Annotated in this window: 12 protein-coding genes; 5 read left to right on the top strand and 7 right to left on the bottom strand. The window is 42.9% G+C overall.

Annotated elements, in window-relative coordinates:
• Positions 1-45 precede the first annotated feature (45 nt).
• Positions 46-789 (bottom strand): DUF561 domain-containing protein, encoded by a 744-nt coding sequence (locus ACQY1Y_RS05365; protein ID WP_016514650.1) that lies wholly within the window; start codon positions 787-789, stop codon positions 46-48.
• Positions 790-881: 92 nt separating this feature from the next.
• The gene (locus tag ACQY1Y_RS05360; RefSeq protein ID WP_002801704.1) at positions 882-1049 is read right to left on the bottom strand and encodes a hypothetical protein; all 168 of its coding nucleotides are present in this window, start codon (positions 1047-1049) and stop codon (positions 882-884) included.
• 191 nt (positions 1050-1240) lie between these two features.
• Here ACQY1Y_RS05360 and glmU point away from each other — a divergent pair, with 191 nt between their 5' ends.
• Positions 1241-2593 (top strand): bifunctional UDP-N-acetylglucosamine diphosphorylase/glucosamine-1-phosphate N-acetyltransferase GlmU, encoded by a 1353-nt coding sequence (glmU, locus tag ACQY1Y_RS05355; protein WP_123231147.1) that lies wholly within the window; start codon positions 1241-1243, stop codon positions 2591-2593.
• A gap of 139 nt (positions 2594-2732) precedes the next feature.
• Positions 2733-3314, top strand: a complete 582-nt coding sequence (locus tag ACQY1Y_RS05350; protein WP_287230265.1) for a thioredoxin family protein — start codon at positions 2733-2735, stop codon at positions 3312-3314.
• A gap of 160 nt (positions 3315-3474) precedes the next feature.
• Here the strand turns inward: ACQY1Y_RS05350 and ACQY1Y_RS05345 are convergent, their stop codons facing one another.
• Positions 3475-4725 (bottom strand): FGGY-family carbohydrate kinase, encoded by a 1251-nt coding sequence (locus ACQY1Y_RS05345; protein WP_430014128.1) that lies wholly within the window; start codon positions 4723-4725, stop codon positions 3475-3477.
• Between the two features lie 2 nt (positions 4726-4727).
• Between ACQY1Y_RS05345 and ACQY1Y_RS05340 the strand changes: the two genes are divergently transcribed.
• A complete protein-coding gene (locus ACQY1Y_RS05340; RefSeq protein WP_430014127.1) occupies positions 4728-5786 on the top strand; it encodes a tocopherol cyclase family protein in 1059 nt (352 codons plus the stop codon).
• Between the two features lie 96 nt (positions 5787-5882).
• On the opposite strand, the gene ACQY1Y_RS05335 is transcribed toward ACQY1Y_RS05340, so the two are convergent.
• The 3 genes from ACQY1Y_RS05335 to crtH all read right to left on the bottom strand — a co-directional run bounded on the left by ACQY1Y_RS05335 (position 5883) and on the right by crtH (position 9902).
• Positions 5883-6368, bottom strand: a complete 486-nt coding sequence (locus ACQY1Y_RS05335; RefSeq protein ID WP_002777498.1) for a DsrE family protein — start codon at positions 6366-6368, stop codon at positions 5883-5885.
• 142 nt (positions 6369-6510) lie between these two features.
• On the bottom strand, positions 6511-8190 hold the full coding sequence (locus ACQY1Y_RS05330; protein ID WP_430014126.1) for an ABC1 kinase family protein: 1680 nt from the start codon (positions 8188-8190) through the stop codon (positions 6511-6513).
• Positions 8191-8390: 200 nt separating this feature from the next.
• Positions 8391-9902 (bottom strand): carotenoid isomerase, encoded by a 1512-nt coding sequence (gene crtH, locus ACQY1Y_RS05325; protein WP_271938444.1) that lies wholly within the window; start codon positions 9900-9902, stop codon positions 8391-8393.
• Between the two features lie 636 nt (positions 9903-10538).
• Here crtH and ACQY1Y_RS05320 point away from each other — a divergent pair.
• The gene (locus ACQY1Y_RS05320; RefSeq protein ID WP_002731766.1) at positions 10539-12368 is read left to right on the top strand and encodes a polysaccharide biosynthesis protein; all 1830 of its coding nucleotides are present in this window, start codon (positions 10539-10541) and stop codon (positions 12366-12368) included.
• 24 nt (positions 12369-12392) lie between these two features.
• On the opposite strand, the gene ACQY1Y_RS05315 is transcribed toward ACQY1Y_RS05320, so the two are convergent.
• Positions 12393-12581, bottom strand: coding sequence for a hypothetical protein (locus ACQY1Y_RS05315; protein ID WP_002732804.1), 189 nt, complete (start codon positions 12579-12581; stop codon positions 12393-12395).
• A gap of 202 nt (positions 12582-12783) precedes the next feature.
• Here ACQY1Y_RS05315 and cobW point away from each other — a divergent pair, with 202 nt between their 5' ends.
• The gene (gene cobW / locus ACQY1Y_RS05310; protein WP_002732696.1) at positions 12784-13818 is read left to right on the top strand and encodes a cobalamin biosynthesis protein CobW; all 1035 of its coding nucleotides are present in this window, start codon (positions 12784-12786) and stop codon (positions 13816-13818) included.
• Positions 13819-14247: the final 429 nt, after the last annotated feature.

The raw sequence follows: 14247 nt of genomic DNA, 5'->3' as shown, positions 1-14247 counted from the left end.
AAGGGAAAACGGCCCCTTCTCTGCCGTATCTAGACAAAAATTGTTCTAGTTGCCAATATGGACCGGTTGTGCTTGCAGAGATTCAACTAAACCGCGCACGGCTGCCACCATGGCCACTTCATTATCCAATTGATTGATCGCCGAACCAACACCGATACCGGCCGCTCCAGCAGCGATCGCCATAGGAGCGGTGACAATGGATAAACCAGAAGCGCAGAGGACGGGAACCTTAACCGCATGGGAAATAGCGTGGGCTGCCGCTAAAGTCGGGGCAGCTTTTTCAATCAGTCCCAAAATACCGGCGTGACGGGGTTGACTGCTAGTGCCGCCTTCGGTTTGAATAATGTCAGCACCCTGACTAACTAGAGCTTCCGCTAGTCTCACCTGTTCATCGAGGGGCAGCAGATGGGGAACTGTCACAGACAGGGTAATTTCGGGCAGTAGGTCGCGAGTTTGACGGGTTAGGGCTAAAACTTCCGCCGCCTCAAAAATGCGTCCTTGGGCATAAAAACTATCGAAATTACCGATCTCAATTAAATCAGCCCCGGCCGCCACTGCCATCACCAACAATTCTGGCTCGACGGCCGATACACACACGGGTAAATTTGTCAAGGCTTTTACGGACCCAATTAGGTCAGCATTAGCGGCAATATCGACAAAAGTTGCTCCTCCGGCTGTAGCGGCTTTAACTACTGAGAGAACCTGCGAGCGATCGAAATTATTTAACCCACTAATCACTTTCAGGGCATGACGACGGGCGAAGGCTTGCTGTAAGGCAAAATTGATCATTAATCTACACCTATCTGGAATTCTCAAAAAACATTTTCCCACCTTCTCGCTAGTAAGAGGGTGGGATTTGAGAATTCTTAGGGAAATTTTCTTTAATTTAGGTTTTGATTCTCTTGGTTTTTGCGCTTGAGGTTTTGCAGTTGTTGCAGCAGTACCTCGATTTCCGCTTCTAGATGCAGGTATTTCACCTGTTGGTCAGCTTGGTAGGTGGTGCGAATCTGTTTCATGGCGGAGGATTCCTTAGTTAGTACAGTTGTCATAGCGGTATCTATAGAGTGCTGATTATGTTCAATTGTTTCAATTTGTGTATAGTACCTTGACAATGTCTTAAAGAAAACCTTTTTATGGTAGTTTCTCAACTGGCACAGGATGAAAGAGGGAAAAAATTCTTGCACCCAAAGGGATCGGAGTGCGATATACTCGGTCGCGAACGATATTGGCAAGCATGACCATGGTAGCGGTAGCAATTTTAGCGGCGGGTAAGGGAACCCGAATGAAGTCCAGCCTTCCGAAAGTTTTACATCCCCTCGGCAGTCGATCGCTAGTGGAACGGGTACTTAATGTCAGCGAATCCTTACATCCCCGGCGAAAACTGGTAATTATCGGTTATGAAGGGGAACAGGTGCGAAATACTCTACAGCATCTTGCGGATATCGAATTTGTTGAACAAAAGGAACAGTTAGGCACTGGCCATGCTATTCAGCAGTTAATCCCCCATTTAGAGGACTTTCAGGGGGATTTGTTGGTCTTAAATGGCGATGTTCCCCTGTTGCGTCCCGAAACCTTGCAAAATCTTCTCCAGATTCATAAAAACCATGGTAACGCTGCCACCCTCTTAACTGCTAACCTCCCTAACCCGAAAGGTTACGGTCGAGTTTTTTGTGATGGCAATAATCTCGTTAAGCAGATTGTCGAAGAAAGAGACTGTACCGATGCCCAACGACAAAACCACCGGGTTAATGGGGGTATATACTGCTTTAATTGGTCAAAATTAGCGGCGATACTGCCTAATTTAACTCCCAATAACGATCAAGGTGAATACTATCTCACAGATGTGGTCAATTTTCTCGATCCCGTCATGGCTGTGGATGTGGAGGATTGTTTAGAAATTAGCGGCATTAACGATCGCAAACAATTGGCCGCCGCCTATGATATCCTGCAAACTAGAGTCAAAGATGATTGGATGGCCGCTGGAGTCACCATAATTGACCCCGATAGTGTCACCATTGAGGATACTGTCACCCTCAGTCCCGATGTGATTATCGAACCCCAAACCCATCTGCGCGGTGAGACGATAATCGCTTCCGGTTGTCGTATAGGTCCGGGGAGTTTAATCGAAAATAGTCGGATAGGCAGCGATGTAACGGTCTTATTTTCGGTTATTTCTGATAGTCAGGTGGATTCTGGTTGTCGCATCGGTCCCTATGCTCATTTGCGCGGAGAAGCGAAAATTGGGGCTAATTGTCGAGTCGGTAATTTTGTTGAAATTAAAAAAAGTGACATCGGCAATAAAACCAATATTGCCCATTTATCCTATCTGGGAGATGCCACTTTAGGGGAAAAAGTGAACGTTGGTGCGGGAACAATTACTGCTAATTACGATGGCGTGAAAAAACACCAAACTATGATCGGCAGTGGCACAAAAACTGGGGCAAATAGTGTTTTAGTGGCCCCTTTAAAATTAGGAAAAAATGTCACCGTGGCCGCTGGTTCAACTATCACTAAAAATGTCCCCGATAACGCTTTAGTTATTGCTCGCGAAAGTCAGCGTGTGATCGAAAATTGGTCAGATCAGTTTCAGTAGGTTATGGCAGTTATCAGTTATCAGTTCACTGTTTACTGTTTACTGTTCACTGATGGTGTCTAAGGCGTTAAATTTGCGCGATGAAGCATGAAATGTTATAAAAATCTCAGTTCTCCCTATAGAAAAGAGTAAAAACTTTATGGCACGCACCGAGTCCACAATGTTAGATTTGGGGACAAAAGCTCCCAGTTTTGCCTTACCCGATGTGGTTTCGGGTGAAACTATTTCTCTGGACAGCTTTGCGGCTAAAACCGCTCTGTTAGTCATCTTCCTCTGTGAACATTGTCCCTTTGTTAAACACATTCAAGAAGAACTTACCCGTCTAGGTTGCGATTATGCTAACACCAATCTGGGCATCCTCGCCATTAGTTCTAATGACGTGGAGAAATATCCCGATGATTCGCCAGAAAATTTGAAAAAAATGGCGATAACTCTTGACTTTAAATTCAATTTATGCTATGACGAAAGCCAAGAAGTGGCGAAAGCTTACACGGCAGCCTGTACTCCCGATTTTTTCCTCTTTGATAGTCAGCGCATTCTAGTCTATCGCGGTCAATTGGATGATAGTCGTCCTAGTAATGGTGTACCGGTGACAGGCAAAGATCTCCGGGCCGCTATTGACAAGGTTTTAGCCGGTCAACCGGTGCCGACGGAGCAAAAACCCAGTTTAGGCTGTAATATCAAATGGAAACCGGGTAATGAGCCACCCTATTATGGTTAATTAACGAAGGGTGTAGGGTGTAGGGTGTGGGGAGTGGGGAGTGGGGTGTGGGGTGTGGGGAGAATAAATAAAATAATCTCCTATCTCCTGACTCCTGACGACCGACTCCTAACTCCTAACCCCACCAACAAGCTTTTTGCCGCAAATCCTACTTATGAGACTATTTCAATAGCGTAACCGATTGCTGTGCTAATAAGGCAGTACCATAGGCTGCTTGATCCTGTTGAGATAAAAGCACGGGAACCCCTAAATGACGCTGACGAATTATTCTCCAAGTCGGATTTTTTGCCCCACCACCGGCACTATAAACTCGCTCTAATTTATTGGCCCCCAATTCCTGTAAACGCTGATAACCTAAAGCTTCAATGCGGGCAATACTTTCTAGTAAACCATGCAAAAATTCTAGAGGATTATCGGGGCGAGGAGTCAGTTTTGCAGGTAAAAAAGGATCATTAATGGGAAAGCGCTCGCCCGCTTTTAGTAGAGGATAATAATCTAAATTACTTTCTTTTTGTCCATCTATTGCTAAACTATAATTTCTCAATTCTTCATGAGAAAAAAACTTCTTTAACACTGCTCCCCCCGTATTAGATGCCCCACCGGTTAACCACAAATTTCCTAAACGATGACTATAGATGCCATAGTTACTATCATCAACTTTCTGGCTACTTAATAATTTTAAGACTAAAGTTGAACCTAAAGATGTCACTGCATCCCCTAAAGAATTAGCACCACTGGCTAAAAATGCCGCTATGCTGTCGGTGGTTCCCGTATAAATTAAACAATCTTTCGGGATAGCAAAACGAGTCACTAAATCTGGTTTAATAGTATCGATCGCTGTACCCGGGGCAAAAATTTGCGGTAATAAATTAAACATCGGTAAATTCTCTAACCAATCGGGATAACAGAGATTTTCGAGATCATAACCTAACTTTAAGGCATTGTGATAATCACTAATTCCCAGTTTACCGTGCAGGAGAAATGCTAACCAATCCGCTTGCGAGAGAAAATAACGCGCTTGCGAAAAAATTTCTTGTTCACTCCACCAAAGTAATTTAGCTAAACTGGAGGTAGCAATAATCACGGGATGGTGAGGGGGTGCAATGCCTTTAATTGCTTCTAAAAACCCAATTCCTCGCCCGTCATTGTATAATATGGCCTCAGAAAGAGGATTACCCCAATTATCACATAATAACACCGTCGAGGAAGTACCATTAATTGCGATCGATTTAAGTTCTGAACGCACCGAATCCCCTAGATTATCCAATAAATAAAATAGGGCCTTTTGCCAATCCTGAAAATTGGCATTAGTGAAGGGATAATGAACCTCAGCGACGATATTTTTGCTAGAATCAATAGCAATCGCTCGCGCTCCCGACGTGCCAAAATCAATACCTAAAGATAAACCCATAGATGTCTTCACAACCCCCTCATTCTGGCTACCATTGGGATGGTATCACTCCCCGATTCTTTGAAGGTTGGTACTTCCGAGTCATGATTCCGCAATTAGCTGACGGATTCGCCTTTATGTATTCTATTCAAGACCCAAGGGGCGGTCAAGTCAATAGCGGTGGAGCGGTACAAATTTTAGCCATAGAATCTAATTATCTTTGTCGCACTTTTCCCGATACGGATAAATTTTGGGCAAGTCGTCAGGAATTAGCCATTATCCATTGGGGAAAAACTAACTTAAAAATCCGTCCCTGTCTTCTTTCCCCGTCAGCTTTTTTTGAGTCTATTCAAGAGGGTTATCAAGCAACGGCAAACCAGCAGCAAGGACGAATTTATGATCCTGTCACTGGAGAAATCTGTCAATGGGATTATCGCATTGAAACTAGGTACACTTGGGGAGATAACAAGCGTCCACCCCAAGCAACAGCAGGAATATTATCTTATTTACCGATTTTTGACCCGGGTTGGCAGATTTTAACTGCTCATGGTTTAGCAACGGGAATGATTACCCATCGGGGAAAAAATTATCAATTTGAGAATGTACCTTTTTATAGCGAGAAAAATTGGGGCTATTCTTTCCCCGAAAAGTGGTTTTGGATTAATTGTAATGCTTTCCCTGAAAATCCCGATTTAACCTTAACCGCAGTGGGTTCTACCCGGAAAGTTCTTAACTGGACGGAATCGGTGGGAATTATCGGTATTCACTGGCAAAATCGCTTTTATAAGTTTGATATCTGGAATTCTCAACTAACTTGGACAGTGCAACCCTGGGGATACTGGGAAATGAGGGCAACCAACGAGAATTATACCATTGTCTTAATCGGGATCAGTGACCATCCTCCCGATCGCGTGCGTGTACCCACGGAAAAAGGTCTCTGTTTTGCTTGTCAAGATACACTCAAAGGTAAATTATCGATAAAATTGGCTGATAGTCGTGGTAAAACCCTTATAAATGCCTCTAGTCGTCTAGCTGGTCTCGAAATTGGCGGTATTTGGCCATCAGCTTGGATTAAACAGTGATTTAAATCACCATTACGAGGGGAGAATATCCAGTTATCTGGCTGCATCTCAGACAACATTGAGAGGCAGCCTCGATATTCTCTAGAAAATGCTCGATTACCAGCTAATTACTTTAACCGTTTCCTTAAATAAATTTGCTTCTAGGGAATCGGGGGAACTTGTCACCACACCGGCAATTAGATCTTCGGGTTTTATGGCTGCTTGTTTCATACAGGAGGGACAAATTAAGACTTTTCCCCCTTGACTGATGAAATCTACTAACATTGCTTGCAGGGTTTTACCGGTGATACCGTTAGTGTGTTGAGGAATGGTCGTCGCTGCCAGGTGTACCCCTGTAATATTCAAAAAAATGGTGGTTGAGTGACCTTTTTTCAGCATATTGGTGGCGACACCAATGGCCATTGCAGCTCGCCAAGGATCATCGGTGGTTAAATTAACAAATAAATCGGATTTTTGTTGACCGACAGCGATTATTGCTTCGTTAGTTTGTACTGGAGAAAGGGAAGGATTAGCCAAGACTGGGATAGATGTAACTAAGGATAATCCGACAAGGGAACCAAGGGCTAAAGATTTTAATAACATTTTCTTGTCCTCTTGCTGCTGGGTGCAATGAAAACATTTTCATTATGATAACTTCTGGAAAATCTTGTCAACAGACAGCCTGTCAAACTTTAATTTTTGTTGCGGATAACAAAAACCATCTACTAATAAAAATGATAATTATTTACTTATCTAACATTTTATCTAATCTTTCCTGAATCAATAAAGCTAGGGAAGAACGTAGAAAAAATAAACCAAATAACCCCGCTAAACTGAAGGGAATAATAGCTAGTTTGCTATAGTTGGTGTCTAATAAAAATATGGCTGAGATAATGCTAAACCCCAATAGACAGACGTTAATTAATACTTTAATTCCCAGATAAATTTTTTTCAGAAGTCGCTCATTTTCGCGTGACTTAACTTGAAAAACTAAATTTCCTCGCTCGATTTTTTCCTCTAATTGACGGATCATTCTTTCGTTTTTATTACCTTTTTGCCATTGTTGTTGAAAAAAAGTGCGAGCTTGATTAGCTAGGGTAAGCATGGTGTTGGTAGTTCCTCCTGATACCGCTAGACTTTTCACAAAAGGTTGACTAGCTGCTAATAAATTATACTGGGGATCTAAAGAGCGGGCAATCCCATCCAAAGTGGTGACAGATTTAATAATAAAAGTCATTTGGGGAGGTAAGCGAAAAGGTTGCTGTTTAAACATTAAATACACTTGATCGCTAATTTGTTCAAAGACCCTCACATCTACCGGTTTATCGCGAAATTCATCTAAGAGAAACTGGACGATATTTCGCACGGGTTGCAGATCTCTAACGGGTTCAATTAAACCCATATACACCAGAGTTTTTAAGACTGTTTCCGCATCCTTTCTCAAGACAGCGAAAAAGGTTTCGATCATTTGATCTTTAGCGACGGACTTTAACTCGAACATCGTGCCAAAATCGTAGAAAATTAACTCCCCTTCCTGACTAACTGCCATATTACCCGGATGGGGATCCGATTGGAAAAAACCATCCTGTAATAGTTGTTTGAGATAGGAGCAAATCCCCAGTTGAATAATCCCATCTACGTTAATACCATTAGCTAGTAAAGTCTCTCGATCATCGACTTTAATCCCGGGTACATACTCCAAAGTTAATACCTTGCGGGTGGTATATTGCCAGTAAACTAAAGGGACTTTTACTTGAGGATAATTCTTAAAATTTTCCCGAAAGCGATCGGCATTTTTGCCCTCATGAATATAATCGATTTCTTGAAAGAGTAGCTCAAAGAATTCTTGATAGATAGCTTCTAAATTATATTTTTTCACCCCGGGAAAAATATTTAACCAACGGGTGAGACGATGCAACAATTCAAAATCGAGATTAAATAGTCCTTCTAGATTCGGTCTTTGTACCTTAATAACGACTTCTTCTCCACTTAATAACTGCGCTCGATGCACTTGTCCTAAACTGGCACAAGCGAGGGGAGACACGGTAAAACTTGCAAATAAATTATCTAGGGGTTGTCCTAATTCTGTTTCAATAACTCGGATCGCTTCTTGACTATTAAATTCGGGAACTCGATCCTGTAATTGGGTTAATTGTTCGATATATTCGAGCGGAATTAAATCTGCTCGCGTCGATAAAGATTGTCCAATTTTAATAAAAGTTGGTCCTAAATTCATGAGGCGATCAACTAACCATTTCGCTCTCCTTTGCCGTTTTTTGCCCCTATTAGCCCCCGTTAAACGATCCCAGAGCAAAAAAGTCAAAAACTGCGTTGTAAAGCTAAATATCTCCAATTGACGAACAATCGGTGATCGCAAGCTTTGCTGCCAATGTAAAGACTTCGAGGAATCAAAGGGAGTAAGCATCAGTTATCAGTTATCAGTTATCAGTTATCAGTTATCAGCAAAACCGATCTACAGCGTTTCTCGTCAAGGTGAAGTATAAATTAAACCTTGCCGAAGCAAGGATTCCAGTCGCAAAAATGTGCTTCATCTATCTGAGAAATGCTGTCAAGTGTTACCTTCCCGTTTCTGAATTCGCCAGTAAAAATCCGGATTTTCAGCTTTTAATCTCTGCGACTAGGTAAACCCAGATCTACCGATAGAAGATGACTGCAAGCAAAACCAGAAAAGGCCACCGCGTTTAATCCTTGACCGGGGAAGGTACTATCTCCCACACAATAAAGATTAGGAATAGCTGTGCGATTAAAGGGCATTCCTAATAAACCTAACAGTTTTCTTCGCGGTATTGGGCCGTAACTGCCATCGATTCTATTCAAAAAGCGGCGATGGGTGCGGGCCGTGCCAATTTCGATATAATCTAATCCTGTATCTAGTTTGGGAAAGAGTTTTTTCAGGCGCTCGATGAGACGATGAGCAGCGGCCTCTTTTTTCTGTTGATATTCTTGGGGAGGCAGTTTTTGCCATTGATCAATCCAGCTAGGGGTGAAAGTATGAATGATATGATGGTCTGGAGGTGCTAGGGAGGGATCGAGTAAGGTAGGAATAGAAACAAAGATAGTTCCCTGTTCTGCTTCCATATTTTCCCAATCTTCTAGTAAAATATGGTGACATTCGCTTCCTGATGGTAATACATCGGCCTTAACTCCCAGATGCAAACTCAGGAAACTGGGGGATTTTTGATAGCGTTTTTGCCATTTTTTTTCGCTACCCGGGAGAGATTCCGGGGGGAGTAGTTTCTCGAAGGTATCCCAACGGGTGGCATTAGAAACAATCTTTTTCGCGTAATATTCTTTACCATTGGTCAATCTTACCCCGATCGCCCGTCCTGCATCTAAAATAATCTTATTCACTCTCGCTTGATACTGGATTTCACCACCAGCTTTTTCCAATCCCGCGACTAACTTGAGAGCAATCTGTCCCACTCCCCCCCGGGGATAGTTAATTCCCCCGTAATGGCGATCGCTAAAGACCATTCCCGCATTAATCATCGGAGTGCGATCGGCGGGTACTACCGACCAACAATAACATTCCATATCGATAAATTTCAATAATTTCGGGTCTTTAATATATTTTCTGGCCACATCTCCCGCATTTTGGGGTAAATACTTGACCAATCCCAAACAGGATAAAGGATGCTGGAAAAAAACCCTAGTCAGATAGCGGGGTTCTTCCAATGATAGTAAATCCATACTATTGAGGCAATTAAACACCTGCCAGCATTCATCGTAAAAGCGCCGGATACCGGTTTTTTCTGCGGGAAAATGGCTAATTAATTCCTGTAAAAATTGTTCGTAGTCGCGATGAACTTTTAAGTCTAATCCGTCCGGGAGATGATAATGGATCTGGACGGGATCGGCAATGGTTTCGATACTCATATCCACCGCTGCCAAAGCTTTGGTTAAGAGGTTAGTCGTCCCCTTTTTGCCAAAACCAAAAATCATCGAAGCACCCACATCAAAACGATAACCCTCTCGTTCAAAATAACCCGCGCTGCCCCCCGGAATCAGATAACTCTCTAAAACCAAGACTTTTGCTCCTTTTGCCGCTAATTGCGTCGCTGTCACCAATCCCCCGATTCCCGACCCAATCACGATCGCATCGTACTGATTACTCATAACTTGACTCGATAAATTTTTGCATCAATTCTTGATTGTAACCCTTGACTAGCGGTCATCTATCGGCTAGTTTGGGGGAGCAAAAAATTTTTGGGGAGCGATGAAAAGTTGCTAAAAGGAAAAAAGTCCGGCTCTCTTATTCTTTGTGTGATCTCGCGTAGCGAGCGCGTTGCGACCAGTTTAACTTACTCTAGAAGTGATCAATCTTTGTGTCCTCTGTGTCTGGAGTGGTTCCCTCCACTCCCTCGCCAGCAGGACTGTATCTTAGAATATATTTTGCCCACCAAACCTAAGAGAGCCAAAGTCTTGACAAATCCCGCCGCTTGACATAATTGGATTTAGGTGATATTATGTTGCGGAAAGACGGACAGTGCTACTGTTATAAAAAATATTGGCTCTTCTCGTTTGTGTATGGAAGAGAGAAGAATAGGGGTAGTTTTCCGTAAATATATTCTTCAAAGCCTTGCCTAGCAAGACTCGTCCGAATAATAAGCACTGATTACCAGACAAAGTCGAGAGGAGCCAAGTAATTTACCTTAAGATTAATTAATCAATTGGATAATGTATAGAAAACTGGCGAACAAAATCCTTAAATTGGCTAATTACCTATCTAGGTCATCGAAGCGATCTCTTTTAATGATCACCGACTGCCTTGTTTTTTGTCTAACCATCTATCTGGCCTTCTCTCTCAGGTTGAATCTGAGCCTCGAATATCGGGAAATTAGACCTTTTTTAGAGCCAATATTGGGCTTAATTGCCATTAAAACTCTAGTTTTCTATCTCAAAGGTATTTACCGTCCCGTAGTACGTTATACAGGATTAGAGTTTCTTTCCTCCGTACTGCAAGCGGTTCTCTATAGTTCAGGGTTTTTAATCATTCTGGCCTACTTTCAAGGGGATGCCTTTTTGCCGCGTTCAGTCCTGATTATCGACGCATTGTTAACCCTAGTATTGGTTATCGGGGTGAGATTGTTGATTCGTTCTGTCTTTCACCGTCTGAATATTTACGTCAGTAGTGTGGATAGAGAACCGACAATTGTTATCTATGGTGCGGGGGTTGTGGGTCGTCAATTGGCACGTTCCCTACAAAATGACCCCCACTATCGTTTATTGGCCTTTGTTGATGATAATCCCGATTTGCAGCACCGAGTGATCCAAGGCTTTAGGGTTTATCCCCCCTCTCAATTGGCACTACTGCACCAAAAAACAGCCTTTGACTGGGTTATTCTCGCTATTCCTAATGTAGCCAAGGCCAGAAAGCGGCAAATCATCGAAAGTCTAGAAACTTTACCCATCGACATTAAAACCGTTCCTCCCCTCTCAAAAATTTTATCGGGAGAAACGACCATCAATCAGATTCGCAGTGTCGATGTCTCGGAATTATTAGGACGGGAAGAAATTCTACCTCATCCCGAACTTTTGGGAAAAAATGTCACCGGTAAAGCGGTGTTAGTCACCGGGGGTGGTGGTTCCATCGGTTCGGAATTATGCCGACAAATCGCCTTCCTCAACCCAAAATGCCTGGTAATCTACGAATTAAACGAGTTTTCTCTCTACAAAATCGATCTTGATTTAAGTGAAAATTATAGCGATTTACGCAAGTATGCCTATTTAGGCAATGTTCTCGACCGCAATCATCTAGACCGAGTCATCCAACAACACCAGATTGAGACAATTTATCACACGGCCGCCTATAAGCACGTTCCCCTTGTGGAAGCCAATCCTAGTCAGGGGGTTTACACTAATGTTTGGGGCAGTTTAAATGTCGCTCAGACCGCGATCGAGAATTCAGTTAGTAATTTAGTTCTTATTTCCACCGATAAGGCCGTCAGACCAACTAACATTATGGGGGCCAGCAAACGCTGTGCTGAGTTAGTCGTGCAAGCTTTGGCCGCTTTACCCGACAGTTCCACCTGTTGCGCGATCGTCCGCTTTGGCAATGTTCTCGATAGTAGCGGTTCCGTGGTGCCGCGTTTCCGGGAACAAATCGCCCAACGTAAGAATATTACCCTCACCCATCGCGATATTATTCGCTATTTTATGTCTATTCCAGAGGCGGTGCGTTTGGTTATACAAGCAGGAGCCATGGCTAAGGGGGGTGAGGTATTCCTGTTAGATATGGGTGAACCGGTAAGAATTTACGATTTGGCCCTACAGATGATTCGTTTAAGTGGCTTGGAATTAGGGCAAGATATCGATATTGAAATCACGGGATTAAGACCGGGGGAAAAACTCTACGAAGAATTATTAATCGATACCGATAAAGCTCGTCCCACCTCTCACCCAAAGATTTTTTGCGCTCATGAACACTTTCTTGCTTGGGAGGAATTGCAAATCAAATTAGAACAACTGCTTAATTCTATTCAAGTTAATGACCGTCAGGGCCTAGTTAAGTCCCTACAAGATTTAGTTCCCGAATACCAACCCCCGCAGCAAATGGCAAGTAATTTGTCAAATCAAAAGTGAAAAAGAGGAGTTTTATCTCTCCTCTTAATCTAATTGAACCGAATGCTCTTGTTTTAATTGCTTTTGGATAGCTTTTACCGTCTGCTCAATTTTATTGATTCCGCGAGAAGAAGGGCGATTTATTCTATCAGCTAGAGGAGAAGTTTGTTGAATAGCAATGCTTAAATAAAGAGGAAAAGCGAGGGTAAAGGCTAAAAAAAGACGTTGTAACATGATCCACTCCCACAAAAGTTCTTCAGCGATTATTTAGCCGGCTGAAACTTCTAACAGAATAACGACTAACTAGGAAAATTTCAGCCAGTTTGTGACAGTCCGGCAATTGGTGGGGCAATCCTAAAGAATTAGTGCTGAAACCCTCAACCCTAGACCGAGAGTCTGATACATTGATCTAGAAACATGATCGATCGCCCTATCTATGCATAAAATTCCAGTTACTGTGATCACGGGTTTTCTGGGTGCGGGAAAAACTACCCTCATCCGTCATCTACTGCAAAATAATCAAGGCCGACGGGTGGCCGTTATGGTCAATGAATTCGGAGAAGTGGGAATTGATGGTGATTTGTTGAAAAGTTGTCAGACCTGCGACGACAACCCCAACGATAATATTGTGGAATTGACCAACGGTTGTCTGTGCTGCACAGTACAGGAAGAATTTCTCCCCACCATGCAGAAATTGCTGGAGCGACGGCAACAGTTGGATTGTATGCTGATCGAAACTTCCGGATTAGCTTTACCTAAACCTCTGGTTCAAGCTTTTCGCTGGCCGGAAATCCGCAACGGTGCGACGGTGGACGGAGTAATCACCGTGGTGGATGGTTTTGCTATCGCTAGGGGTCGTCTGGTGGCGGATTTAGATGCTTTAACGGCACAAAGGCAAGCAGACCCCAATTTAGAACACGAAACGCCTATTGAGGAGTTATTTGAGGATCAGTTAGCCTGCGCTGACCTGGTACTCCTAACTAAAACCGATCTCATCAGCGAAATTGAATTAGAAAAAATTATTAATTGGCTGAAAACACAACTGCGATCGACGGTAAAAATAGTTACTTGTGCCGATGGACAAATTAGCCCCGATGTGCTATTGGGATTTAATGCCGCCGTCGAGGATAATTTAGCTAGTCGTCCTAGTCATCATGATCACGAGGAAGAACACGATCACGATGAGGATATCAATTCTGTGCAGTTTTGCCTCGATTCTCCCGTAGATGCCCGAATTTTGACCCAACGGATCAAGGAATTGGTGGCCCGAGAAGAAATCTATCGGGTCAAGGGATTTGTTAACGTGGCCAACAAACCGATGCGTATGGTGTTACAGGGAGTCGGCGATCGCTTTGATTCTTTCTTTGATCGACCCTGGCAATCCACGGAAACGCGGCAAACTCGCTTGGTCTTTATCGGCCGCTCCCTCGATAGTCAGAGAATCGAGCAGGCCTTAACTAGGGTTTGCTGAAGAAGTTTTTCCTAGGGACAGGGTGTGGGGTAGGGAGATTATTTTTATTTATTCTCCCCTCTCCCTTCTCCTTTCTCCCCCTCTACAATAATTACTCGCAGCCAGAAATACGTTGGGTAGTATCATACTTTGTGCTTTTTGTCAAAAAAACTTTTTTTTTGCAATAAAACTACACAAAAAAAAGATCATCGTTATGGGTGAAATTGACTGATTTGACCGTCTTAATTAGGATCACCTTCTAGGTGTGGCAAGGGTTTCAACCATTGCTGCCCAAAAAAGCACAAAATAACCCATTGTGAAATTCTATCAAATCGCTGTAACCCTTGTAACATCGTTGTTAAATAAAAATCCTTCTCAATTAATTCTTAAGAATTTGTAAATATTGCGGAATGTTAATTTAAATATTCTCAAGTTTTTGCAGTCAATAAA

The sequence above is a fragment of the Microcystis ichthyoblabe FBCC-A1114 genome, assembly GCF_050500245.1.
GTDB lineage: Bacteria > Cyanobacteriota > Cyanobacteriia > Cyanobacteriales > Microcystaceae > Microcystis > Microcystis ichthyoblabe_A.
This window is presented reverse-complemented; position numbering and strand designations above follow the sequence as displayed.

Coding starts and splice junctions, on each gene's coding strand:
- ACQY1Y_RS05365 (WP_016514650.1), bottom strand. CDS start 789: ATGATCAATTTTGCCTTACAGCAAGCCTTCGCCCGTCGTCATGCCCTG.
- ACQY1Y_RS05360 (WP_002801704.1), bottom strand. CDS start 1,049: ATGACAACTGTACTAACTAAGGAATCCTCCGCCATGAAACAGATTCGC.
- glmU (WP_123231147.1), top strand. CDS start 1,241: ATGGTAGCGGTAGCAATTTTAGCGGCGGGTAAGGGAACCCGAATGAAG.
- ACQY1Y_RS05350 (WP_287230265.1), top strand. CDS start 2,733: ATGGCACGCACCGAGTCCACAATGTTAGATTTGGGGACAAAAGCTCCC.
- ACQY1Y_RS05345 (WP_430014128.1), bottom strand. CDS start 4,725: ATGGGTTTATCTTTAGGTATTGATTTTGGCACGTCGGGAGCGCGAGCG.
- ACQY1Y_RS05340 (WP_430014127.1), top strand. CDS start 4,728: ATGTCTTCACAACCCCCTCATTCTGGCTACCATTGGGATGGTATCACT.
- ACQY1Y_RS05335 (WP_002777498.1), bottom strand. CDS start 6,368: ATGTTATTAAAATCTTTAGCCCTTGGTTCCCTTGTCGGATTATCCTTA.
- ACQY1Y_RS05330 (WP_430014126.1), bottom strand. CDS start 8,190: ATGCTTACTCCCTTTGATTCCTCGAAGTCTTTACATTGGCAGCAAAGC.
- crtH (WP_271938444.1), bottom strand. CDS start 9,902: ATGAGTAATCAGTACGATGCGATCGTGATTGGGTCGGGAATCGGGGGA.
- ACQY1Y_RS05320 (WP_002731766.1), top strand. CDS start 10,539: ATGATCACCGACTGCCTTGTTTTTTGTCTAACCATCTATCTGGCCTTC.
- ACQY1Y_RS05315 (WP_002732804.1), bottom strand. CDS start 12,581: ATGTTACAACGTCTTTTTTTAGCCTTTACCCTCGCTTTTCCTCTTTAT.
- cobW (WP_002732696.1), top strand. CDS start 12,784: ATGCATAAAATTCCAGTTACTGTGATCACGGGTTTTCTGGGTGCGGGA.